The organism is Bordetella genomosp. 5 (assembly GCF_002261475.1).
Taxonomy (GTDB): Bacteria; Pseudomonadota; Gammaproteobacteria; order Burkholderiales; family Burkholderiaceae_B; genus Bordetella.
Map to the genome: position 1 here is coordinate 212155 of NZ_NEVN01000009.1, position 22824 is coordinate 234978.

Below are 22824 nucleotides of genomic sequence, written 5' to 3' on the forward strand. Positions count from 1 at the left end.
TTGTCATCTTATGGCGGCCGATCGCGTCGGCCTGGCCAAGATGATACGCCCGGGGAGGGTCAGCCGCGGCACCGGATGCGCGGCCACCGTACGGTGGCCGGACGTCCGGCGCGTCCTTTAGTCGAGACGGATGTCGGTGGTCTTGACCACCTTGGCCCAGCGGTCGCGCTCGGTGTTGAAGAACGTCGCCAGTTGGGCCGGGTCGCGCACCACGACTTCGGCGCCCTGCTCGTTGAGCTGCTTCTGCACCTCCGGCAGGTTCACGATCTTGGCCAGATGCTGGGCCAGCTTGGCGGCGATGGGATCGGTCACGGCCTGCGGACCCATGATGCCCTGCCAGGTGCCCGACTCGAAGCCCTTCACGCCCTGTTCGGAGATGGTCGGGATATCCGGGATCAGCGACATGCGCTCGCCCTTGGAGATCGCGATCGGACGCAGCTTGCCGGCCTTGATGTGCGGCAGCGTGGCGAGCAGGCCGTTCATGATGATCTGCGTCTGACCGCCGATCGTGTCGGTCACGGCCTGCGAACCGCCCTTGTAGGGCACGTATTCCCACTGCGCGCCGGTGGCCTGCTGCACGGCCACGGCGGCCAGGTGCGGGGCGCTGCCGATGGCCGTCACGGCGAAGTTCAGGCGCTGCTTCTTCGACAGCTCGACCAGCTCGGGCACGGTGCGCGCCGGCACGTCGGGATGCACGGCCAGCACGTGGGGCGAGTACGCCAGCATGCTGACGGCGCGCAGGTCCTTGGACGGATCGAACGACAGCTTGGTGTAGACGGACGGGCTGATGGCCAGCGCGCCCACGTCGCACAGCAGCACGGTATGGCCGTCGTCATTGGACTGCACGACCAGACCCGCGCCCAGGTTGCCGTTGGCGCCCGGCTTGTTCTCGACCACGACGGTCTGGCCCAGCGCTTCGCTCAGGCGCGGCGCGACCAGGCGCGCGATGATGTCCGACGAGCCGCCGGGCGGGTAAGGCACGATGATGCGCACGGGGCGCGTCGGCCACTTGGCCGCATCGGCCGCGTTCGCGGTGGCCGCGCGGGCCCACGCCGGCACCCAAGGTGCCACGCACAGCGCCGCGCCGGCGCTCAGCAAACGTCTCTTGCTCGAATCCATATCGTCTCCGTCCTGTTATTGATCGATGAGGTGCGGCGCGCTGCTTCAGACGGCGCCGCGGGTTTCCACGTAAAGGGCGTACAGCGAATGGCTGCTCGCCATGAAGAGGCGGTTGCGCTTGGCGCCGCCGAAAGTGAGGTTGGCGCAGCGCTCGGGCAGGCGGATATGGCCGATGGCCTTGCCCGCCGGGTTGAACACCATCACGCCGTCGAGCTCTTCCGGCTTGGCGTCGGCCGAGCCGTTGCTGCCCCAGCCGCACCACAGGTTGCCGGCCTCGTCGCACTTGATGCCGTCGATCGCGCCGGGGCCCTGCGCGTCGACATGCAGGCGCTTGCCCGCGAGCTTGGCGCCGCTGCCCACGTCGTAGGCCCAGATGACGCGATTGGGCTGATGCCGCGACTCGACCACGTACAGCACCTTTTCGTCGGGCGAAAAGCACAGGCCGTTGGGGCCGGCGAGATCGTCGAGCACCTTGTCGACCGCGCCGCTTGCCGGATCGATGCGATAGACCGAATGCGGCAGCTCGGGCTTGGCCTTGTTGCCTTCCCAGTGGCCACCGATGCCGAAAGGCGGATCGGTGAACCAGATCGAGCCGTCGCTGCGGCACACGATGTCGTTGGGCGAATTGAACGGCTTGCCATCGAACTTGTCCGCCAGCACGGTGATGCTGCCGTCGTATTCGGTGCGCGTGACGCGGCGTGTCAGGTGCTCGCAGGTCAGCAGCCGTCCCTGGCGGTCACGCGCCAGGCCATTGCTGAAATTGGCGGGCTGGCGGAACACGCTCGTCTTGCCGGTGGTCTCGTCCCAGCGCAGGATGCGGTCGTTCGGAATGTCCGAGACCAGCAGGTAGCGGCCGTCGCCGAACCAGACCGGCCCTTCGAGCCAGCGGAAGCCGCTGGCCAGTTGTTCGACGCTGCTGCTGTAGATGCGGTATTGCGCGAACGAGGGGTCGAGGATGCGGACCGAAGGATCCGGATAGCGTTGCTGCGGCGTGAACGAAAACGACTGGGCATGAGCCAGGGCCGGGCCTAGCGCGAGAGCCGCGCCCAGCACACGACGCCGGCCCGCCAGCTCGGGCGGGACATTTGCCATCGGAGTCTCCTTCTGTCGGTTTTTTTTCGATGGTGCTGCGTGACGAGATCGCGCCCGGCTGCCGGTGGCGGCGTGGGCGCGCGGCCACTCCCCTTGGGGCCGCACAATGCTTTCGTTTTGCCTTCACGTTGTACGTTGTCGTACAAGATGGCGCATCGTAGCGAGGCGGCTTCGTGTTCACAACCTAGGGAATATCCGGGGCTGAGTCCGACTAATAGGGAGACGACCGTCTCCGCGCATGCCGTGCGCGTATGCTGCCAGTCCGGCCATTACAAGTTGTATGATAAGTCGACCAAAATAACAGGCGGCGGGGCCACTCATCGACCTCTCCCACCGGGCTGCCGGCACGGTCCGGACGGCCGTTCTGCTTTAGCGGTAGAATTCCCGCCGCGCCGTCTCCCGGCGCCAGAGGCCCGGCCCCCGCAGACCCGCTCGCGAACCGCCCTCGCCCCCAAACCACTGCCAGATAGAGGTCGCAGGCACCCCCTGACCGGTCGGATTTCTCCGCCACACGCCCCCACCGCCGCGCACTGCGCCGCCTCCGTGGACCCGGCTTCGCGTTTCCCGACGGCACAGACCTCATCCCCCCACCATGCCACCGCGCGCCTGCCTCACCCGGCATGCGTCCGCACGCGCGGACGCGTGCGAACGACCGGACCCGACCCGGCGCGACGCCGCGCCGTCGCGGTCCGTGGCGGCATCGCGCGCACGCCCCTCGCGGGCTGCGCTTCCGTTTCCCTACCCGCCCCGCCCGGCCTCCGGCCAGCGTGGCGCTGTTTCACCTTCGCTTCTGTTTCATCGAGGTCTTCATGTCACGCCAATTGCTGGCCATGGCACTCGCTCCCTTGCTCGGGCTCTTCATCGTCTGCATCGGCAACGGATTTCTGTCTTCGCTCACCACGCTGAGGCTGGACGCCGCGGGTGAGTCCGCCACGATCGTGGGCGTGGTGTCATCCGCCTACTTCATCGGCCTGACCCTCGGTGCGATGTTCAACGATCGCCTGATCGTACGCATCGGCCACATCCGCGCCTACGGCAGCTTCGCCTCGCTCATCGCCGTCACCATCCTGCTGCAGGGGCTCTATTTCGACGCCTGGGCCTGGGCCGTGCTGCGCCTCGTGAATGGCTGGGCCACGGTCGGCGTGTTCCTCGTGGTGGAAAGCTGGCTGCTGCTCGCCGCCGACCAGAAACGCCGGGGCCAGGTGCTGGCGCTCTACATGATCGCGCTCTACGGCTCGGGCATGCTGGGCCAGATCAAGCTCGGCGCCATCAACGACTGGAGCGAAGCCGCGCCGTTCATGCTGGCCGGCATGCTGGCCGCGCTCTCGGTGCTGCCGATGGTCATCATTCCGCGCATCTCGCCCCAGGTCGAACGCGTCGAACCCCTGTCGCCGCGGCAACTGCTGCGCGTCACGCCGACCGGCGTGATCGGCTGCTTCGGATCGGGTATCGCGATCGCCGCGATCTACACCCTGTTGCCGCTGTATTTGCAACGCGTGGGCCTGAACGTGGACGACATCGGCCGCATGATGGCCGCCACGATCCTGGGCGCCATGGTGCTGCAGTATCCCGTGGGCCGCTGGTCGGACCGCCAGGATCGCCAGGTGGTGCTGATCGCGCTGGGTGTGTTCTGCCTGGTGCTGAGCGCGCTGCTGTTGCTGGTCCCCGCCTCGTCGCCGCTGCTCATCGTGCTGCTGTTCCTGCTGGGCGGCGGCGTGTTCGCGATCTATCCCGTGGCCGTCAGCCACTCGGCCGACCGGGCGCCGGCCGACGCGCTGGTGCGCATGATCCAGGGCCTGCTGCTGATCAACTCGCTCGGCTCGGCCATCAGCCCGCTGATGATCTCGCCGGTGATGACGCATGTCGGCGAGGCCGGCCTCTTCTGGGCCTTCGTCCTGCTCAACGTGCTGCTGACCGTCAGCTTCATGTGGCGCCGCAAGGAACGCCCCGCCCCCGCCCCGGTCGCCCCGTTCGCCTCCGCCGCGCTGATGTCGCCCACCGGCGCGGAACTGCGCGTCACCGACGACCTGGTGCAGGGCGCGCGCGAACACGAACAGGCCGAAGACCTGTCGGACGTGGTACCGGATATGGAGCCCGCAGCGGCAGGCGCGCGCTGAGTACGGGGTTGCGCGGCGAGGCGCGGCAGTTTTGACGCGTGCGCGGGCCGAGGCGTAAGAGGCCAGGCCGCGCCAACGCGGCAAGAATTGGCCCGCCCTACACGATTCGAACGTGTGACCGCTCGCTTAGAAGGCGAGTGCTCTATCCAACTGAGCTAAGGGCGGAATGCGGCAAAGCGCGCAATGATAACGTGTAGGCGATCCCGTTGCAGGGAGGCCGGCGCCATCCGCGGTCGCGATTTTACCCTGCCTGCTCCAGCGTGGGCGCCGGATCGGCGTCCAGGGCGTCGGAGGTCGACACCCACAGCACCAGCGCGTCTTTCTTGCTGCGGCTGATCACGCGATGGCCCATGCGGCTGTCGATATAGAAGCATTCACCGGCCTTCAGGCGCGCGGGCGAGTAGAACTCGGTGTGCAGCTCGATCTCGCCCTCGAGCACATACACGAATTCCTCGCCGCGATGGCGGCTCCAGTCGTGGAACTCGTCGAACGAACGCGCCTTCACACGGGTGCGAAACGGCATCATCCGCTTGTGCGACAGCGCGGTGCACAGCAGCAGGTGGTCGTAATACGGGGTTTCGTAGGGCCGGCCTTCGGCGCCGTGGTTGACGCTGCGGCGGCCGGTGCCCATGTGCTCGTCGGGCGGGGTGAACAGCTCGGCCACGTCCAGCTCGAGCCCCGCCGCGATCTTGAGCAGGTTGTCGTAGGTGGGCGACAGCAGGCCGTTCTCGATCTTGGACAGGGTCGAGGCCGCCACGCCGCTCGCCTCCGCGGCCTGCTTCAGCGTCCAGCGCCGCTCCTGGCGCAAGGCCCGCAATCGCAGCGCCAGCGCGCTTTCCCGTTTGTCTTGCATCGCCTGTTCAGCCTCGTCATCCGCGCGCCTGCCGTTCTCGTAGCCAGTCGCGCGCCTGGTACGACCAATATGTAAGCTGGACTGCCGCGGTGCCGAACGGGCCGCCGTTCCAGGCCAACCCGAAGGGCTCGAACAAACGGTAGCGCTCCGACTCCCCGGCGATACCCTCGGCGACGACCCGTCCGCCAATGGACGTGGTGTTCATGCCGTGGCCGCCGAAAGCCGTGCAATACCAGGTGCCTTCGCCCAGCTTGCCGATCTGAGGCATGAGGTGCCGGGCGTAAGCCATGCGGCCCGACCAGGCGGCCTCGACGCGTATTCCCTCCAATTGGGGATAGACCGACAGCAGCTCGCGGCGCAACGATTCCGCCAGGTCGGGCGGATCGCTGATCCGGGTCGTGATTCTACTGCCCCAGCCGATGCGCCCGCCGGGCAGCACCCGGTAATAGTTGCCCGCGCGGCGGTTGTCGCCGATCGCCGCGTCGGTGCGGATGGCTTCGCGGACCCGATCGCCCAGCGGCTCGGTCAGCATGATGTAGGTGGCGATGGGCAGCATGGCGTGCCGCAGCTTGGGCACCAGCCCCTCGGTGTAGCCGCCCATGGCGAGCACCACCTGGGCCGCCTGCAGCGTGCCGCCGGCGGTGTTGAGCCGCTTGACCGGGCCCTGCAGCGCGGCCGAAGTGACCTCGCTGTTTTCGTGGATCGACACGCCCAGCCGCACGCACTCGCGTGCCAGCGCGCGCGCGTAGTTGAGCGGATGAAAGTGAAACGACGCCGGATCGTCGATGCCCTGAAAATACACGTCCGACAGCAGGCGCTCTTGCACCTGCGCGCGCGACAGCACCGATACCTCGCGGCCGAACACGCTGCGCTGCTCGTCGCACCAGCGCTGCAACTCGGCCGTGCCCTCGTAGCGGACCACGCGCAGGCGCCCGTCGACCTTGTGCGCTTCGGTGATGCCCAGCGCTGCGATGTTGTCGCGAATGATCTCCACGCCTTCCATCGAGAGCCGGTACAGCGACTGATAGTGCGATTCGCTCACGAAGCGCCGGATCTGGTCGGCGCCGGCCGAATAGGCGGGCGAGACCGAGCCGCCGTTGCGCCCCGAGGCGCCCCAGCCGAGGCGGCGCCCTTCCAGCAGCGTGACCTTGCGGCCGCGGCGCGCCAGCTCGAGCGCGGTCGACAGGCCCGCCAGGCCACCGCCCACGACGGCGATGTCGGTGTCCGCCGACCCCGCCAGCGCGGGATAGCGCGTGTCGGGATCCGCAAGCGTACGGGCATACCAGGTGTCGACGTAGGCGGCGTCCATCCGCGCTCCTGTCAGTTGAGCGAGACCGGGGCGAGCCGGCCGGTCACGCGGCGCTCGACCCAATTGGCCAGGCGCAGCAGGGGGTAGCAATACACGAAGTACACCAACGCGATCATCGCGTAGATGAACAGCGATTTACTCGGGAACGTGATCATCAGCACCTCGCCCTGGTGAGTGAGCTCGGACAGCCCGACCACGGCCAGCACGGCGGTGCTCTTGATCAACATCACGTAGACACCGCTCATGGGCTGCACAATCAGACGCATGGCCTGCGGCAGAATCACCAGCCACAACACCTGCAGCGGCTTCAGACCCAGCGTCATCGCGCCTTCGGTCTGGCCGCGCGGCACCGACTCGATGGCGCCCCGCACGATCTCGGCCACGTAGCTCGAGGTGTAGATCGACAGCGCCACGAAGGCCGCTGTGCTGGACTCCCAATGCAGCCAGTCGATGTCGACCTTGGGCAGCACGAAGTACACCAGATACAGCTGCACCAGGAACGGCGTACCGCGCAGCGCATGGATATAGAGCCCTACCAGCGTGTGCACGACCGGGATCCGATAGCTGCGGATCACGCCCAGCACGAAGCCCAGCAGGGATCCGGCGATGATGGAGACGAACGAGATCTTCAGCGTGACGAGAAAGCCCTTGAGCAGGAACGGCATCACCGTAACGGCGGTATCGATGTATTCCTGCATGCTTACCTCGCGTTCCAGGCCGGACCGGCCAGCCAGATGCGCACGCCCTTGGACAGCATCAGCATCACGGCATAGATGACCAGATAACCCGCGGCGATCGTCAGGAAGCTCTCGCTGGGCACCACGCGCTCGCTATTCATCAGGACCCCGGCGGCCACCAGCTCGAACACGGCGATGAGCGACAGCAGCGACGTGTCCTTGATCAGGACCGCGGCCTGCCCGATGAGGGGCGGCAGCGTGTTCACGAACGCCTGCGGCAACACGATGTAGCGCAGCCGTTGCAGGTAGCTCATGCCAACGGCCTTGCCCCCTTCGATCTGGCCGCGCGGCACCGACTCGATGCCCGAGCGCACGATTTCGCTCACATACGCGCCGTGATGCAGCGTGAGCGCCACGATACCGAACCACATCTCGCTCCAGCCCTTGGAGGCCGGAATGATCTCCGGCAGCGCGTAATAGACGAGATAGATCTGCACCAGCAGCGGAGTCGCACGCACGAACTGCACGTACCCCGCCACCGGCCGCCAAAACAGGGCGCGCGACGACATGCGCGCCAGCGCGAGCGGGACACCCAGCATCACCGCCAGCACCAGGCTGGCGCCGGCGGCGATCAGGGTATTGCCCAGCCCGCGCAGGAATGGGTCCGTGTACTGGACGACGATGCGCCAGTTGTAATAATCAAGCAGCCAATTCAGCAACCAGTCCATGGACCCGATCCCGCGTCAGTGATCCTTCTTCCACTCGGTCGAGTACCAATACTCCACGGTCTCGGGCAGCGTCTTGTCGGCCGTCTTGAGGGCGTGCCAGTTATCCAGCCAGAGCTTCAGGCGGATGGCGTTGGGGCCCACGGCGAAGGCGAGCGGCTCGCGCACCATCACGCCGTCGAGCACCCGCAGGTTCTTGAAGTCGGCCAGAAACTGGTTGGCGGTCGAGAGCGACATGATCCCGGCGTCGAGACGGCCGGAGGACAGCGCCTGGCCCACCGGCGCACTGCCGCCGGAGAACTCTTTCAGCGTGGCCTTGGGCAGCATCTTCTTCGACACCTCGGAGTACGTGCTCGCGCCCAGCGCGCCCACGGTCACGCCCTCTTTGTTGAGGTCGGCGTAGGCCTTGTGCGGCGAGTCTTTCGGCACCACGGCGACCGTGTCGGCATAGAACATCGGCACCGAGAAAAGAATCTGCGCCGCGCGCTGCGGCGTGGGCGTCATGTCGGCCGCGATCATGTCGGCCTTGTTCGAGAGCAGCGCCGGGATCAGACCCTTCCAGTCGTAATCCTGCAGCACCAGCTTCACGCCCAGGTCGTCGGCCATGCGCTGCGCCAGCACCACCGCCAGACCCGTGCGCTTGCCGTTCTTGTCCATGAAACTCATCAGCGGACCGGAGGTCTGGACCGCCACGCGCAGCTCGCCGCGCTTGAGAATATCGGCCAGCTCGTCGGCCCGCGCCCCCGTGCTGGCGCCTATCGCGGCCACGGCCAGCGTGGCCAGGCCCAACCAGTGTTTGATCTTGCGCATCGTGATACCCCTTATCGCCTTGGTGATGTGAAAGCCGCTACGTGGCGGCTGCCGGCCTCTCTGCACCGGTTCCGGAACTGCTGGCACTGCCCTGCACGACGCCGCGACGCGGCGCCGCTTCAAAGAATCTGGTCGAGAAACGCGCGGGTACGCGGATGGCGCGGCTGGCTGAAGAAGTCGGTGGGCGTGGCGCGCTCGAGCACCCGGCCGGCGTCCATGAACATGATTTCGTCGGCCACGTCGCGCGCGAATCCCATCTCATGCGTGACGACGGCCATCGTCATGCCCTCGTGGGCCAGCTCGCGCATCAACGCGAGAATGCCGCCCACGGTTTCGGGATCGAGCGCCGAGGTGGCCTCGTCGAACAGCATGACCTTGGGTTGCATGGCCAGCGCGCGCGCGATCGCCACGCGCTGCTGCTGGCCGCCCGAAAGCTGGCTGGGATAGCGATCGCCCAGCTCGCCGATGCCGACGCGCTCGAGCAGCGCCTGGGCGCGCTCGCGTGCCTCGGTGGCGCCGTGGCCCCGCACCACGCGTTGCGGCAGCACGATGTTGTCGAGCGCGGTGCGATGCTGGAACAGATTGAAGTGCTGGAACACCATGCCCACGTCGGTGCGCCAGCGATTGAGGTCGGTGGACGGGTCGGTGAGCGACACGCCGTCGATGCGGATCGAACCCGAATCGATCGACTCGAGCGCGTTGAGCGTGCGCAGCAGCGTGCTCTTGCCCGAGCCGGAGGGTCCGATCACGACCAGCACCTCGCCGCGATCCAGTTCGCAATCGACCTCGGTCAGCGCGGCATGCGGCGCCTGGCCGGGACGCGCGTAGGTCTTGCTTACGGACTGCACCTGCACCAGCGGCTGGGACATCGGTAGACCTCTCCAAAACCCCGGCGGACGATGCGCGAAAAAGATTTCGCATTTGACGCCGGAGTTTCGTATAGTAAATTTTTTCTCCGAAAAACGACTTAGGCATTACCCTGAATCCGCTCACCCCAACACGAGGAATGGCCATGGAAACGCTTACGGCGCTGTTGCGCGAACTCGGCCTGGACCCGGCCGCCCTGTCGAATGGCAGCCTGCCCGCGCGCAGTCCCATCGATGGCGCCATCCTGGCGCAGGTCCCGGAACACACGGTGGCCCAGGCGCACGCCGCCATCACGCGTGCCCGCCACGCGAGCCACGCCTGGCGCGACGTGCCGGCGCCGCGCCGCGGCGAACTGGTGCGCCTGTACGGCGAGACGCTGCGCGCGCACAAATCGGCGCTCGGCCGCCTGGTCGCGCTCGAGGCCGGCAAGATCCTGGCCGAGGGCGAAGGCGAAGTGCAGGAGATGATCGACATCTGCGATTTCGCGGTCGGCCTGTCGCGCCAGCTCTATGGCCTCACCATCGCGTCCGAGCGCCCAGGCCATCGCATGATGGAAACCTGGCATCCGCTGGGCGTGGTCGGCGTCATCAGCGCGTTCAACTTCCCGGTCGCCGTGTGGTCCTGGAATACGGCGCTGGCCCTGGTGTGCGGCAATGCCGTCGTCTGGAAGCCTTCCGAAAAAACGCCGCTGACCGCGCTGGCCTGCCAGGCGCTGTTCCAGCGCGTGGCGCAGCAATTCGGCGATGCGCCCGCGGGGCTCTCCGAGGTCCTGATCGGCGGCCGCGCGCTGGGCGAAGCCCTGGTCGATTCGCATGACGTGGCGCTCGTGTCGGCCACGGGCTCCACCCGCATGGGCCGCCAGGTGGGCCCGCGCGTGGCGCAGCGCTTCGGCCGCGTCCTGCTCGAACTCGGCGGCAACAACGCCATCATCGTGGGCCCCAGCGCCGACCTCGACATGGCCGCGCGCGGCATCGTGTTCGGCGCCATCGGCACCGCCGGTCAGCGCTGCACCACCACGCGCCGCCTCATCGTGCACGCAGACGTGGCGGACGCGCTGCTCGCCAAGCTCAAGCGCGCCTATGCCAGCGCCACCGTGGGCAGCCCGCTCGAGCCGTCCACGCTGGTCGGGCCGCTGATCGACCAGAGCGCGTTCGATGCCATGCAGGATGCCCTCAAGGCCGCGCGCGAACAGGGCGGCACGGTGACGGGCGGCGAACGCCTGCTGGCCGACAGCTATCCCCAGGCCTGGTACGTGCGCCCCGCCATCGCGGAAATGCCCGGCCAGACCGATGTGGTGCGCCACGAGACCTTCGCGCCCATCCTGTACGTGCTGCGCTACACCGATTTCAACGAGGCGCTCGCGCTGCAGAACGACGTGCCGCAGGGCCTGTCGTCGGCGATCTTCACGAACGACCTGCGCGAGGCCGAGACCTTCCTGTCCGCGTCCGGCTCCGACTGCGGCATCGCCAACGTCAACATCGGCACCTCGGGCGCCGAGATCGGCGGCGCGTTCGGCGGCGAAAAAGAAACGGGCGGCGGCCGCGAGTCGGGCTCCGATGCCTGGAAGAACTACATGCGGCGCGCCACCAACACCATCAACTATTCGCGCGCGCTGCCCCTGGCCCAGGGCATCAAGTTCGGCGAATAAACGGCAAGGCCGGAGCGGCGCCGCCGCTCCGGTGATGTGGTTTCGAGACGCTTCTTACAAGCGGTAGCGGTGCGTTGCGTGCCGAATGCTACAGTGCCTCGTCATCGTTATCCCTCCCCCTGACTCATGGTCCAGTCTCGTCCCGTGCGCCGCTCCCGCGCCGCGCACCCCGCCCTGCTCGTGCTCGGCGCAGCCGCACCCCTGTTCGCCGCCTTTGCGGCCCAGGCCGGTGTTTCCTACCGTCTCGACCGCCCCGCCGCCGCGCCCGGCGATACCGTGCGCGTCGAGGCCGTCTATTTCAACGATGGCGACGCCCGCTCGCGCTGGCAGCCGCCCGCGCAGCTGGTGCTGCAATGGCGCGGCGCGGACGGCAAGACCGTCCGGACGCTGGCCAAGTTGCAGGGAGAGACCACGCCGCTCAGCGTGCCGGTCAACAACTTCGCGCGTCTGGCCTGGACCGCCGAGGTGCCCGCCGAAGCTTCCGGCCTGCAGGCGGTGTCGATCGAGGGCGAAAGCGCCATGATGGCGCTGGACACGACCGGCGCCGTCCATGCCGGCGCCGCGGTCGCGGCCGCGCCCGCCGCCGTGCCGGTCACCGAACCCGCCACCGGCGAGCCCGTGCCGCCCGCGGTCGTGACGGCGGCCGGCGCCCAGCCCGATCAGGGTCCGTCGCCGGTGCAGGTCGCCCGCGTCGAAGCCCGCACCGGCACGCCGAGCTCGGCCTTCGACAACTTCCGCTCAGCGCTGTCCGAATACCAGCCGATGTACTTCTCGATCGGCACGCGCGACCAGACCACGGCGCGCTTCCAGCTCAGCGCCAAATACCGTCTGTTCAGCCCCGCGGGCGACCGCCCGGCCACCTGGGGCGAGAACTTCTATCTCGGCTATACCCAGACCTCGCTGTGGGACCTGCAGGGCGACTCGATGCCCTTCATCGACACCACGTTCAACCCGAGCGTGTTCTGGCTCAACAACAGCCTCTGGACCTCGCAGAGCCAGAACTGGCGCGTGGGCATGAACACCGGCGTCGAACATCGTTCGAACGGCAAGGACGGCGAGGATTCGCGCTCGGTGAACGACGCCTACATCGAACCGGCGCTGTTCTATCGTTTCGATAGCGGCAGCACGCTGTCGTTCGCGCCGCGCGTGAAGAGCTACTTCGGCGTCGCCAGCGAAAACCGCGACTACTCCGACTACGCCGGCCACGTCGACTGGAAGCTGCGTTGGGAGCAGGACGGCGGCGCCGTCGTGTCGGCCATGTACCGCCAGGGCGACGCGAAGCGCCGCACCACGCAACTCGATTTCAACTGGCCGCTCAAGCGCACGTTCCTCAACATGAACGGCTATCTGCATCTGCAGTATTTCAACGGCTATGGCGAAACTCTGCTGGGCTACAACCAGCGCAACGAATCGCAATTCCGTATCGGCCTGTCGCTGGTGCCCTGACGACACCGGGGTGCGGCGGCATGCGCCGCCGCACGCGCAGCCATAACTCGTAAAGCATTCCTGCAATCGGAAAGCGCTCGGCCTGACATGATGGTCGGCCGGTCTGTAGGATGGCCCTACCGACTTTCACTGTAGGAGCCTCGCGCATGTCATTCCGTACCGCCAAAACGACAGCCGCCGCCCTCAGCCTCGCCTTGGGCGCGCTGGGCCTGCAAGCGGCCCACGCCGCCGACCCGGCCACCGCAGCGCCGGGCGCCGCCGCGCCGGCCGCCCCTGCGCCGGGCGTCGCTACGCCGGGCGTCGCTACGCCGGCCGCCCCCGCTCAACTGCAGCAGGTGAGCGCGCTCGGCGGCAAGCTGAACTTCAAATTGCCGCAGTCCTTCACGGCCAGCGACCTGCCCGCCGGCACCGCTCAGAACGGCACCGCCGGGGCCGAAGGCAAGCTCTACGTGCAGCAGGAGTCGCGCCAGGTCATCGTCGTCAGCGAGACGCCCACCATGAGCGGCGTCGAGACATCCGATAACGATGCGGCCTTCCTGACCGGCGCGGCCGTGGGCTTCATGGAGCAGCAGAAACAGATCTCCGCCGACTACAAGAAGACGGGCGAGAAGTCGCTCGTGAGCAAAGGCCTGGGCCTGCGGCAGATCGACGCGACCAGCACCATGAACGGCGCGCCCATCGTCTCGACCAGTCTGCTGGCGGGCTCCGGGCCCAAGCTGGCAGTGGTGCAGATCGTGTCGCGCGCCGATAACGCGCAAGGTCACCAGGCGCTCGTGCGTCAGGTGATCGAGTCGATGCCGGCCACGCCCGCACCCTAACCCCGCGCACGACGGCACCCGGGCGGCCGGGCGTTCGTGCGCCGGGCGCCCCCGGCGCGTCAGCGGGCCCTGCCCCGCACTGCGTCAGCCCAAAAAAAAGTGCCCCGGGCGCGAAGCCCGGGGCCAACTCGAGGTTCCTATTGCGAATTGCCGCGACCGGTTCGGGGAAAAGCCGCGGCAGAACCATAGTAGTTACGCGCCCCGGCCCCGGCCTTGATCGAGGTCAAACATGCGCCAATCCGGCCAAGGTGCCCTATAGTGGAGGTCAGGGCGCGAGCAGCGCCCGCTCGCCGGAGATTCCCATGCCTTTGCGTATCGGTATCGTCGCTTGTTCCGCCGAAGGGGCCGCACTCTGCTATCGCACGCTGTGCGCCGAGGCCCCGGGTCTGGCGGGCCGGCCCTATGCTCACCCCGACATCCTGCTGCACGGCCACTCGCTCGCCGATTACGTGCAACGCCTGCAGGCCGACGATATCGACGGACTCGGCGCGCTGATGCTCTCGTCGGCGCATCACCTCGCAGAAGCCGGGGCCGAGTTTCTGATCTGCCCCGACAACACCATCCATCAGGCACTGCCCCATATCGAGGCGCGTTCGCCGCTGCCCTGGCTGCATATCGCCGACGAAGTGGCGCGCCACGCCGCGCAGCAAGGGCTGCGGCGGGTCGCCGTGATGGGCACCCGCTGGCTCACCGAAAGCGAGGTGTACCCGACCGCGCTGTCCGCACGCGGACTGCAATGCGTGCGCCCCGATGCAGACACGCGCGCGACGATCGACCGGATCATCATGGACGAGCTGGTCAAGGGCGTACAGCGCTCCTCGTCGATCGACCGGCTGTGTAAGATCGCCGCGCAGTTCCGGCTCGATGGCTGCGACGGCATCGCGCTCGCGTGCACCGAGCTGCCCCTGGTTCTGGACGATACGAATTGCGGCATGCCCACGCTGGACTCCACGCGCCTGCTGGCGCGCGCGGCCCTGCGCCGGGCCTACCGCTGAGCCCCCGGCCCCCGACGGGATTCTTCACCCGCCCGGTGCCGCCCCGAACGCGCGCTGCGCGTTTCCTGGGCCAGGCGGGTCTTCGAGCAGGAGATCACCGTGAGCAAGGAAAATGTTCTGAAGCTGCTGGATCTCGCCGCCACGGACGCGGAGCTGGCGGGTTATCTGCTGGCGCTGGAGGCGCTGGACATCACCGCCACCGCCCAGGCCATGGCGCTGCTGTCCCATCGGTTCAAGGTGCCGTTCGAGCCCTGTGACGTGATGGCCATGATCGCGGACCCCGAGCTCGTGACGCCACGCGCGTCACCGCCGGGGGTGCCGTTGCATTAGAAGAGAGCGGCGCGCTCACCGGCGCGCCGCGGGCTCAATTGCCGCGCTGGCGCGCGATCTGCTCGCGCTGCAGGTTGTTGACGTAGGCCTGGATGCGGATGCGCGTGGGGGCCTCGAGATTCACATACGAGCAGCCGACGCGGCGCAGGGTCTTGCCGCGGCTGGCCTCGTGATCGTTGTGATGGACCACGCGCAGCGTGATGGCGAAAGCGCCGATGTCGGGCAGGCTCAGGACGCCCTCGAAATCCCCGCCGGGCGTCACGTCGAGCTCCTGCGCGTCGTCGACCAGCGCCAGACCCGTGGAGCTGATGTCCTTGAGCGACAGCGTCAGGCGGCGGCCCGACATGGACCAGGTGGCGGGCTTGAGCACCGGCACTTCGATGCGGAAGGAGTCGCGGCGCTGCATGCGCGAGACCGATTCCGGCAGCGGCATGATCAGGGCCGGACGGCCCTCGTACTCGCCCACCCGCACGTTGCGGCCGGAGAAGGCCACGCGGATATTGTCGAGTGCGGTCTCGAACGACACGCGATCGCCGGCGGCGATGCGTTCGTTGATCGCGTGTTCCTGGGCGGCGTCGAGCACCAGGGTGCCGCGCTGCGCGTCAACGGCCAGGATCGAGGTCACACTGTTGATCGGGCGGCCCGGAACATGAACGAACACCAGACTCTGGCGTTGCAAAATGGTGAGCATCAGGTGCGCGATCTCGAGAGGCGTCGTCACCAGGTAATCTTCTTGGTCCATGGCCGTGGCTGCGGGGTAAATAGTGAGGAAGCGCGCAAGTTCAGCTCAGTCGGACGGCGGCGCGTCCGGGCGCTGTCAGCATGCCCACAAATTGTGACAATTCCACTTAGAATTTACGAGAGTTTACACCCGCGCTCTCTCGCCCAGTAAGCGCAAACTTGCAACAACGCGCCATTTTGTCGACATAACGCAATATTTCGGCGATTTGTATCTGCACGGTGCCGCATCCGCGCGCGCCATGAAAAACGCCGCGACAGGCGCGGCGTTGGGGGTGACGGCAATGTCAGTGGCGCGGCGGGGGGTCTGCCGCGCCCGGCTCGAGGCCGTCGCCCGCCCCGGGCTCGCCGCCGACGACCCGGTTGCGGCCCTGGCGCTTGGCCTGATAGAGCCCGCGATCGGCCACCTGGATCAGCTCGGTGCTCGGGCGCTCGCCGTTGGGCGAGAGCGTGGCCGCGCCGACGCTGATGGTGAGCCACTGGCCGCTGCCGCCCGCGTGCGGGATCTGCATGGCCTCGACCGCCCGCCGCAGCTTTTCGGCGATCAGGCGGGTGGCGCCCGAGGATTTGCCGGGCAGCACCATCGCGAACTCCTCGCCGCCGAAGCGCGCGGCCAGGTCGGTGGAACGATCGCAGCAGGCGAAGATGGTGCCGGCCACGCGCTTGAGCGCCTCGTCGCCGGCAATGTGCCCGTAGATATCGTTGTAGGCCTTGAAATGATCGACGTCGATCATGAGCAGACTGATCTCGCGCCCGTCGCGCGCCGCCCGCGCCCACTCGGCGCCCAGATACTCATCGAGATAGCGCCGATTGCCCAGGCCGGTCAGGCCGTCGGAGTTGGTCAGGCGGCGCAGCTCCATATTGCTTTCGAGCAGTTGCTGCTGGCTCTGCCGCAAGGCCTGATAGGCCTCGTCGCGCTGGACCATCGCCAGGTACGAGCGCGAGTGATAGCGCAGGCGCGCGACCAGCTCGATCGTGTCGGGCAGCTTGACCAGATAATCGTTGGCGCCGGCACTGAAGGCCGCGCTCTTGATTTCGGGATCCTCTTTCGTCGAGAGCACGATGATCGGGATGTCGCGCGTGACGGGATGCGAACGGTACGCCTGCACCAGCGTCAGGCCATCGACGCCCGGCAGCACCAGATCCTGCAGGATCACGGTGGGGCGCGTCTGGATCGCGACCTGCAGCGCTTCGTGCGGATCGGAGCAGTAATGAAAGTCGACATTGGGCTCGGACGCCAGCGCACGCCGGATTGCCTCGCCCACCATGACCTGGTCATCCACCAACAACACCATCGCGGCATGCGGTTGCACAACCGCCTGCTCTGGCCGATCGTCGTTAGGAGGGTACATAGTTTGAGTTCCTTGATGTCATGATGACGACGCGCGTCAGGCAAACGCCTGCACCAGTCTCGGCGCGATCGTCTCCAGCGGCTTGATTTCCTTGGCTGCGCCCAGCGCCGCCGCGGCCTTGGGCATGCCATACACCGCGCTGGTGGCCTGATCCTGCGCGATGGTGAGACAGCCGCGATCGCGCAAGGCCTTCAGTCCCTGGGCGCCGTCCTGCCCCATTCCGGTAAGCAGCACGCCCACGACCGAGCCTCGCCAATGGCGCGCCACGCTGTGGAAAAACACATCGATCGACGGCCGGTACAGGCTCTCGCGGGGCTCGCGGGTATAGGCGAGCCTACCATCCTCCTGCATCACGAGGTGATCGTCGGTGCCGGCCAGCAGCACTTCGCCGGGCGCCGGCATCTCGCCATGCGCCGCCAGCCGCACCGGCAGCGCCACCTGGTCGTTGAGCCAGCTCGCCATGCCGGCCGCGAATATGGCATCCACATGCTGCACCAGCACGACAGCCGCCGGAAAGTTGACCGGCAGCGCGGACAGCAGCTTGGCCAGGCTCGGCGGCCCGCCGGCCGAGGCGCCGATGACCACCATGCGCTGCGACCCCGGCGACGACGCGCTGGCCGTGACCGGCGCCAGCGTGGGTCGGGTCTTGCCGTAACGCCCGATCAGCCAGCCGATATTGCGGATCTTGCGCAGCAGCGGCTGGGCCGCGGCACGCGGGTCGGCGCCACCCAGCACCGGCGTATCGACGGCGTCGAGTGCACCGTGGCCCATCGCCTCGAACACGCCCGCCGTGTTGCGCGTCATGTCGGAGGTGACGATGACGATGGCGCAGGGCGAGTCGGCCATGATGCGGCGCGTGGCCTCCGCCCCGCCCATCTCGGGCATGATGAGATCCATCAGGATCACGTCGGGCCGGTCGTGGGCGCAATGCGCCACGGCCTGTGCGCCATCGGTGGCCACCCAGGCGACGGTGAAGTCCGGTTCCAGCGACAACGCGCGCCGCAAGGTCTCGACGGCCAGCGGCATATCATTGACGATCGCTATTCTCACGATCCAGGATTCCCGATCAGGTCTGCGACGGCGTCCAGAAGGGCGTCGTCATGGAAGCTGCCCTTCGCCAGGTAGTAATCTGCACCCGCATCCAGCCCGCGGCGCCGATCCTCCTCGCGATCTTTGTAAGAAACCACCATCACCGGCAAAACCTGCAACTGCGGATCCGCCTTGATCCGCGAGACCAGCTCGATGCCATCCATGCGCGGCATGTCGACATCGGTTACTACCAGATCGAACGGCTCGGCACGCAGCATGTTCCAGCCATCCATGCCGTCGACCGCGACCGCCACATCGTAACCTCGGTTGAGCAGCAGCTTGCGCTCCAACTCACGCACCGTCAATGAGTCGTCGACCACCAGCACGCGCTTGCGTCGCGACGCGACCCGTTCCTGGGCCCGGTGTTCGACCCGGCCCACCCCGCCGCCGTCGATCAGCTTCTGCACCGAATGCAGCAGATCCTCGACGTCGAGAATCAACAAGGGCGTGCCGTCGTCCATCAGCGAGCCCGCCAGCACGTCCTGCACCTTGCCCAGGCGCGGATCGAGGGGCTGCACCACCAGGGTTCGCTCGCCGATATACCGGTCGACCGCCACGCCGTAGAACTGGTCATGGTCGCCCAGCACCACCACCGCCACCTCGTCGCGGGACGCGGCCTCCCCATCGTAGCGCAGCAACTGCCGTGCCGAAACCAGGCCGATCTGGCGGTTCTGGAAGCGGAAATGCGGATGCCCCTCGAGCTGCTCGATGTCGGCGACCGGCACCTGCAGCGCGTGCGCCACGTACGCCAGCGGGAATGCGTAGATCTCGCCGCCCACCTCGACCAGCAGGCTGCGCACCACCGACAGCGACAGCGGCATCTCGAGCACGAAGCGCGTGCCCTGCCCGAGCGTCTGGTGCACCCGCACGGTGCCGCGCAGTTTGCGAACCATGGTCTGGACGACATCCAGACCCACGCCGCGTCCCGAGATCTCCGTCACGGCCGACCGGGTCGAGAAACCGGACAGGAAAAGGAATTCGAGCAGCTCGGCTTCGCTCAGGCGCTCCGCCGTCTCGGTGGTGGTGAGCTTGCGTTCCACCACCTCGCGCCGCAGACGGTCGAGGTCGATGCCTCCGCCGTCGTCCGCCAGTTCGATCAGCAGCATGCCGGCGCTATGGCGCGCCGACAGCGTCACCACGCCCTCGGCGGGCTTGCCCGCCGCCGCGCGCGTGGCGGCATCCTCGATACCGTGGTCGACCGCGTTGCGCAGCAGCTGCATGAGCGGAGCGTCGAGCTTCTCCATGATGTCGCGATCGACTTCGGTGGCTTCGCCGCGGATCTCCAGGCGCACCTGCTTGCCCAGCGAGCGCCCCAGATCGCGCACCATGCGCGGCATGCCACCCAGACCATCGCCGAAGGGCCGCATGCGGCAGGCCAGCGCGGTGTCGTAGAGGCGCTGCGCCAGGTGCGACATGCGCCAGCCGAAATCGTCGACCTCGCTCAGACGCGAGGTCAGCTCCTGCTGGCACTGTTGCAGCAGGCGCGTCGCGTCCTGCAAGGCGGCCTGCGCCAGCGCGCCTTCGCCTTCCGCGCGCACCACGTCCAGCGCGCGGCCCGCTTGCGCCTGCAGCCGCTTGAGCCGCAGCATCGACGCCGAGAACGGCGCCATCCAGTGCGATTCGACCAGCGTCTGGCTCGACAGCCCCAGCAATTGATTGAGCGTGTCGGCGGTCACGCGCAACACGCGCTCGCCATCCGCATTGCGTTCGACGCGCTCGCTCTGATCCCCGCTGCGGCGGCTCGGCAGCGCGGTGGCGGACTCGGGCGGCGCGGTCGACGGCGCGGCGGGCGCGGCCGCCGGCATGGGCATGGGCACGGAGGCGGGATGCGACAGGGCGGGCGAGCCGACCGGATCGGCGGCCGGCGGCATCATCGCCGGCGCGGTCGGCCGGAACACCGGCGGCGCGGGCACGGCGGCAGGCTGCGCGCTCAGGCGCGCCACCAGCGCATCGATCTCGGCGTCCAGCTGGGCGCCGGGCTCGGCCACGCGTTGCAGCAGGTCGGCGCCGGCCAGCAGCGCGTCGATATCCGAGGCCGCGAGCCGCAGCCGCCCCTGTTGGGCCGCGACCAGGCAGTCTTCCATGGCGTGCGCGATGCGCACGGCCGGATCGAGATCGACGATGCGTGCCGCGCCCTTGAGCGAATGCGCGGCCCGCATGCAGTCCTCGAGATGCTGGGCCGATACCGGATTCTGTTCGAGGGCCAGCAGACCGTGGTTGAGCACCTGCACCTGCGTGCGGGTCTCCAGCTGAAACAGCTCGAGCAGCGAGGCGTCGCGCATCTGATCGGGATTCACGCGAGACTCCGTTCCAGGGCCTGCTTCAGCAGCGATTCGTCGAGCAGGCCCACGGCCCGGCCATCGACCCGTATCACCCCACGCGAAAACTTGACGGGCGCTTGCGCCAGCGTGCTCGGCAGGGCCTCGAGGGCGGCGCCCGTCACGCTGTGCATGCCCGAGACTTCGTCCACCGGCAGCACCAGCCGGCGATCCTTGCCGCCGAACACCAGCACGCGCGCCTCGGCCCGGTCACGCACACCGCCGCCTTCGAGTTCGAGCAGACGGGCCAGCGACACGCACACGGTCAAGGTGCCGCGCACATTGGTCAGGCCGAGCACCGCGCGATCCCGCCGGTGCGGCAGGCTGTGGATCGGACGCGGCGCGGCCACTTCGATCAATGCGCGCGACGGCAAGGCCAGCCACTCGCGCGCCACGCGGAACACCAGCACGACGAGCGCACGCTCGTCGGACGCGTGCCACAACGGCGCGGACAGCGGCGCGACGCTCTGCGCCGAGGCGGTCTGCACCGGAATGCGGTCCAGCAACTGACGCGCGGCGCTGGCATACACGGCGCAGTTGCGGCAATGCACATGCTCGCGCAATCGCTCGCAGCTGCCATCGCCATGAATCCCGATACGATTCCAGCAGTCGTCCACATCGGGCAGATCGGCGCGAAGCTCATTCATGGCCGTCTCCCGCGCGCTGCGCGCGCTCCTGCAGACGCTGCGCACCCTCGGCGTCGCCGCGGGCCGCGACCAGCGCCGCAAGATGCAGCAAGGCCTCGCGGTGGCGCGGCGCCAGATAGAGCGCCTTGCGGTAGGCCGACTCGGCGTCGCGCGGCCGTCCGGCCGCGTCGTGCAACAGACCGCTCAAATGAAACGCGCGTGCGCTACCGCCGTGGGTGGCCACATAGTGGTTGCAGGCTGCCAGCGCGTCTTCGAGCCGTCCCTGATCGGCCAGCGCCGTCACCTCGTCCAGCGCGGCGTCGGCCGCGGCACCGGCCGTCGTGGCGGCCGGGGCCGCGGGCGGCGCCGCGAAGCGCGGCGCGGCGCGGGGCACGGCGGCCCGCGCAGCTGCGGCCAATGCCGTGGCGGCCAATGCCGAGGTCGATGCCGCGGCTGGCGATGCCACGGCGCCCGCCCCCACCCGCCGAGCAAACGACGTCGGAGCGGCAGCCGCGGGCTTGAGTGGCGGCATGCCGGACCCGGGACGCCCGCCGTGACTGTCATGCGCGCCGTCGGCTCGGGTGCGGGGATAGAACGCGAACACCCGCGGCGAGGCCACCGCGGCATAGCCGCGCGCCGTCAGCAGGCTGGCCTCGGCCGGACCGAAGAACATCACACCCTCCGGTCGCGTCAGGCGCGCGAGCACCTGGATCGCGCGGTCCTGCGTGGCAGTATCGAAATAGATGAGCAAGTTGCGGCAGAACACAAAATCGTAGGGGAGCTGGTCTTGCAGCAGGCCGGCATCGAACAGATTGCCCTGGACGAAGCGCACGCCACGGCGCGGCGCGGGCGCCAGCACATACGTGCCATCGGCCTCGCCCGCGAAATGCCGGTCACGAAACGACAGGTCTTCGCCGCGAAACGAGTTGCGGCCGTAGCGCCCGTTGCGTGCGGTCTCGAGCGCCCGCTCGCTGATGTCGATGGCATCGATCACGACCTGATCGGCCGGCACGCCGACATCGAGCAAGGCCATCGCGATCGAATACGGTTCTTCGCCGGTCGAACAGGGAATGCTGAGCACGCGCAACAGGCCCACGCCCGCCGAGTTCTGCAGGCGCTTGCGCGCGAGCTCCGCGAGCGTCACGAGCGATTCGGGATAGCGGAAGAACCAGGTCTCCGGCACCACCACCGCTTCGATCAACTGTTGGCGTTCGGCCGCGGAAATCTGCACGTGCTGCAGGTAGGCCCGCTCGTCGTGGATGCCGCAGGCGCTCAGCCGCAGCCGCACCGCGCGTTCGATGGCGGCCTGCCCCACCGAGCCGGTGTCCAGGCCGATCTCGCGCTTGAGCATCGCGCTGAACTCCGGCAGCAGATTCATGCCGCACCCTCTGCGGCGACGAACAGCAGCGCCCGCGCCGCGTCGGTCAGCAGGTCCTGCACATAGACTTTCTGCACCATGCCGCGCGCGTCGTTGAGCACCGGCCCGAGATACCGGGCCTGCTCCTGCGTGACGCCGCTGGGCTGGAAGGTCGCGGGGTCGAAGTGGGCGGTTTCGGTGGCGCCGGGCAGGATCAGGCCAAGCACATGCGATGCGCCGCCGGGATCCGGGCGATAGCGCGCCAGCGCCATGCGGGTGCTGGTCAGACGCGGCGCGGGGCCGGCACCGGCCAGCGCGCTCACGTCCACCACCGGAACGGGCACGCCTTCATGATCGAACACCCCCGCCACGTAGTCCGGGGCGTGCGGGATCGCTTTGAGCTGCACCAGCGGCCGCACGGTCACGAGATCGCGCGCCTCGAGCGCATAGCGGTCCTGGCCGATACGAAACAGCAGATAGAGCCGGCGCCCGCCGATATGGCTGGTGGGCGGGGCGGCGGCGGGCAGGCTGGCCATGG

The 22824-nt window shown here is 68.1% G+C and carries 21 protein-coding genes and 1 tRNA gene; 6 read left to right on the forward strand and 16 right to left on the reverse strand.

The window, feature by feature from the left end; translation table 11 throughout:
* Nucleotides 1-117: 117 nt before the first annotated feature.
* Together CEK29_RS17410 and CEK29_RS17415 are read right to left on the reverse strand one after the other, a co-directional pair.
* Entirely contained in the window at nucleotides 118-1119 is a 1002-nt protein-coding gene (locus tag CEK29_RS17410) for a Bug family tripartite tricarboxylate transporter substrate binding protein (protein WP_094802532.1), read from the reverse strand.
* 45 nt (nucleotides 1120-1164) lie between these two features.
* Nucleotides 1165-2211: an SMP-30/gluconolactonase/LRE family protein gene (locus tag CEK29_RS17415; protein ID WP_094858819.1), complete on the reverse strand. Its 1047-nt coding sequence runs from the start codon at nucleotides 2209-2211 to the stop codon at nucleotides 1165-1167.
* 809 nt (nucleotides 2212-3020) lie between these two features.
* On the opposite strand from CEK29_RS17415, the gene CEK29_RS17420 reads away from it, so the two are divergent.
* Nucleotides 3021-4328, forward strand: a complete 1308-nt coding sequence (locus CEK29_RS17420; RefSeq protein WP_094858944.1) for an MFS transporter — start codon at nucleotides 3021-3023, stop codon at nucleotides 4326-4328.
* A gap of 88 nt (nucleotides 4329-4416) precedes the next feature.
* Here CEK29_RS17420 and CEK29_RS17425 read toward each other — a convergent pair.
* From CEK29_RS17425 to CEK29_RS17455, 7 genes are all read right to left on the reverse strand, one after another.
* Nucleotides 4417-4493: transfer RNA gene (locus tag CEK29_RS17425), tRNA-Arg, on the reverse strand.
* A 76-nt stretch (nucleotides 4494-4569) separates the two neighbouring features.
* The gene (locus CEK29_RS17430; protein ID WP_094802540.1) at nucleotides 4570-5181 is read right to left on the reverse strand and encodes a helix-turn-helix domain-containing protein; all 612 of its coding nucleotides are present in this window, start codon (nucleotides 5179-5181) and stop codon (nucleotides 4570-4572) included.
* A gap of 16 nt (nucleotides 5182-5197) precedes the next feature.
* Nucleotides 5198-6490 carry an NAD(P)/FAD-dependent oxidoreductase gene (locus CEK29_RS17435; RefSeq protein ID WP_094858820.1) on the reverse strand — a complete coding sequence of 431 codons (1293 nt, stop codon included), beginning with the start codon at nucleotides 6488-6490 and terminating at the stop codon, nucleotides 5198-5200.
* Nucleotides 6491-6501: 11 nt separating this feature from the next.
* Nucleotides 6502-7188: an amino acid ABC transporter permease gene (locus CEK29_RS17440; protein ID WP_094802544.1), complete on the reverse strand. Its 687-nt coding sequence runs from the start codon at nucleotides 7186-7188 to the stop codon at nucleotides 6502-6504.
* Nucleotides 7189-7190: 2 nt separating this feature from the next.
* On the reverse strand, nucleotides 7191-7895 hold the full coding sequence (locus tag CEK29_RS17445; RefSeq protein ID WP_249279140.1) for an amino acid ABC transporter permease: 705 nt from the start codon (nucleotides 7893-7895) through the stop codon (nucleotides 7191-7193).
* Between the two features lie 15 nt (nucleotides 7896-7910).
* Nucleotides 7911-8702 (reverse strand): ABC transporter substrate-binding protein, encoded by a 792-nt coding sequence (locus CEK29_RS17450; protein WP_094802546.1) that lies wholly within the window; start codon nucleotides 8700-8702, stop codon nucleotides 7911-7913.
* A 119-nt stretch (nucleotides 8703-8821) separates the two neighbouring features.
* Entirely contained in the window at nucleotides 8822-9571 is a 750-nt protein-coding gene (locus CEK29_RS17455) for an amino acid ABC transporter ATP-binding protein (RefSeq protein WP_094802550.1), read from the reverse strand.
* Between the two features lie 143 nt (nucleotides 9572-9714).
* Between CEK29_RS17455 and amaB the strand changes: the two genes are divergently transcribed.
* The 5 genes from amaB to CEK29_RS17480 all read left to right on the forward strand — a co-directional run bounded on the left by amaB (nucleotide 9715) and on the right by CEK29_RS17480 (nucleotide 14806).
* Nucleotides 9715-11217: an L-piperidine-6-carboxylate dehydrogenase gene (gene amaB, locus CEK29_RS17460; protein WP_094802552.1), complete on the forward strand. Its 1503-nt coding sequence runs from the start codon at nucleotides 9715-9717 to the stop codon at nucleotides 11215-11217.
* A 126-nt stretch (nucleotides 11218-11343) separates the two neighbouring features.
* A complete protein-coding gene (locus CEK29_RS17465; RefSeq protein WP_094802554.1) occupies nucleotides 11344-12663 on the forward strand; it encodes a phospholipase A in 1320 nt (439 codons plus the stop codon).
* A gap of 146 nt (nucleotides 12664-12809) precedes the next feature.
* Nucleotides 12810-13481 carry a hypothetical protein gene (locus tag CEK29_RS17470; protein WP_094858821.1) on the forward strand — a complete coding sequence of 224 codons (672 nt, stop codon included), beginning with the start codon at nucleotides 12810-12812 and terminating at the stop codon, nucleotides 13479-13481.
* Nucleotides 13482-13783: 302 nt separating this feature from the next.
* Nucleotides 13784-14476 carry an aspartate/glutamate racemase family protein gene (locus tag CEK29_RS17475; RefSeq protein WP_094802558.1) on the forward strand — a complete coding sequence of 231 codons (693 nt, stop codon included), beginning with the start codon at nucleotides 13784-13786 and terminating at the stop codon, nucleotides 14474-14476.
* 99 nt (nucleotides 14477-14575) lie between these two features.
* Complete coding sequence (locus CEK29_RS17480) at nucleotides 14576-14806, forward strand: hypothetical protein (protein WP_094858822.1); 231 nt, start codon at nucleotides 14576-14578, stop codon at nucleotides 14804-14806.
* Nucleotides 14807-14840: 34 nt separating this feature from the next.
* Here CEK29_RS17480 and CEK29_RS17485 read toward each other — a convergent pair whose 3' ends face one another.
* From CEK29_RS17485 to CEK29_RS17515, 7 genes are all read right to left on the reverse strand, one after another.
* Nucleotides 14841-15548 carry a flagellar brake protein gene (locus CEK29_RS17485; RefSeq protein WP_094802562.1) on the reverse strand — a complete coding sequence of 236 codons (708 nt, stop codon included), beginning with the start codon at nucleotides 15546-15548 and terminating at the stop codon, nucleotides 14841-14843.
* Between the two features lie 283 nt (nucleotides 15549-15831).
* Complete coding sequence (locus CEK29_RS17490) at nucleotides 15832-16896, reverse strand: response regulator (RefSeq protein ID WP_094802564.1); 1065 nt, start codon at nucleotides 16894-16896, stop codon at nucleotides 15832-15834.
* 36 nt (nucleotides 16897-16932) lie between these two features.
* Nucleotides 16933-17946: a chemotaxis response regulator protein-glutamate methylesterase gene (locus tag CEK29_RS17495; protein WP_094802566.1), complete on the reverse strand. Its 1014-nt coding sequence runs from the start codon at nucleotides 17944-17946 to the stop codon at nucleotides 16933-16935.
* Nucleotides 17943-20282 (reverse strand): hybrid sensor histidine kinase/response regulator, encoded by a 2340-nt coding sequence (locus tag CEK29_RS17500; RefSeq protein ID WP_094858823.1) that lies wholly within the window; start codon nucleotides 20280-20282, stop codon nucleotides 17943-17945. The genes CEK29_RS17495 and CEK29_RS17500 overlap by 4 nt, the downstream gene beginning before the upstream one ends.
* Nucleotides 20279-20950 (reverse strand): chemotaxis protein CheW, encoded by a 672-nt coding sequence (locus CEK29_RS17505; RefSeq protein WP_094858824.1) that lies wholly within the window; start codon nucleotides 20948-20950, stop codon nucleotides 20279-20281. The genes CEK29_RS17500 and CEK29_RS17505 overlap by 4 nt, the downstream gene beginning before the upstream one ends.
* The gene (locus CEK29_RS17510; RefSeq protein ID WP_094858825.1) at nucleotides 20943-22307 is read right to left on the reverse strand and encodes a CheR family methyltransferase; all 1365 of its coding nucleotides are present in this window, start codon (nucleotides 22305-22307) and stop codon (nucleotides 20943-20945) included. The genes CEK29_RS17505 and CEK29_RS17510 overlap by 8 nt, the downstream gene beginning before the upstream one ends.
* Nucleotides 22304-22822, reverse strand: a complete 519-nt coding sequence (locus CEK29_RS17515; RefSeq protein WP_094858826.1) for a chemotaxis protein CheW — start codon at nucleotides 22820-22822, stop codon at nucleotides 22304-22306. The genes CEK29_RS17510 and CEK29_RS17515 overlap by 4 nt, the downstream gene beginning before the upstream one ends.
* Nucleotides 22823-22824: the final 2 nt, after the last annotated feature.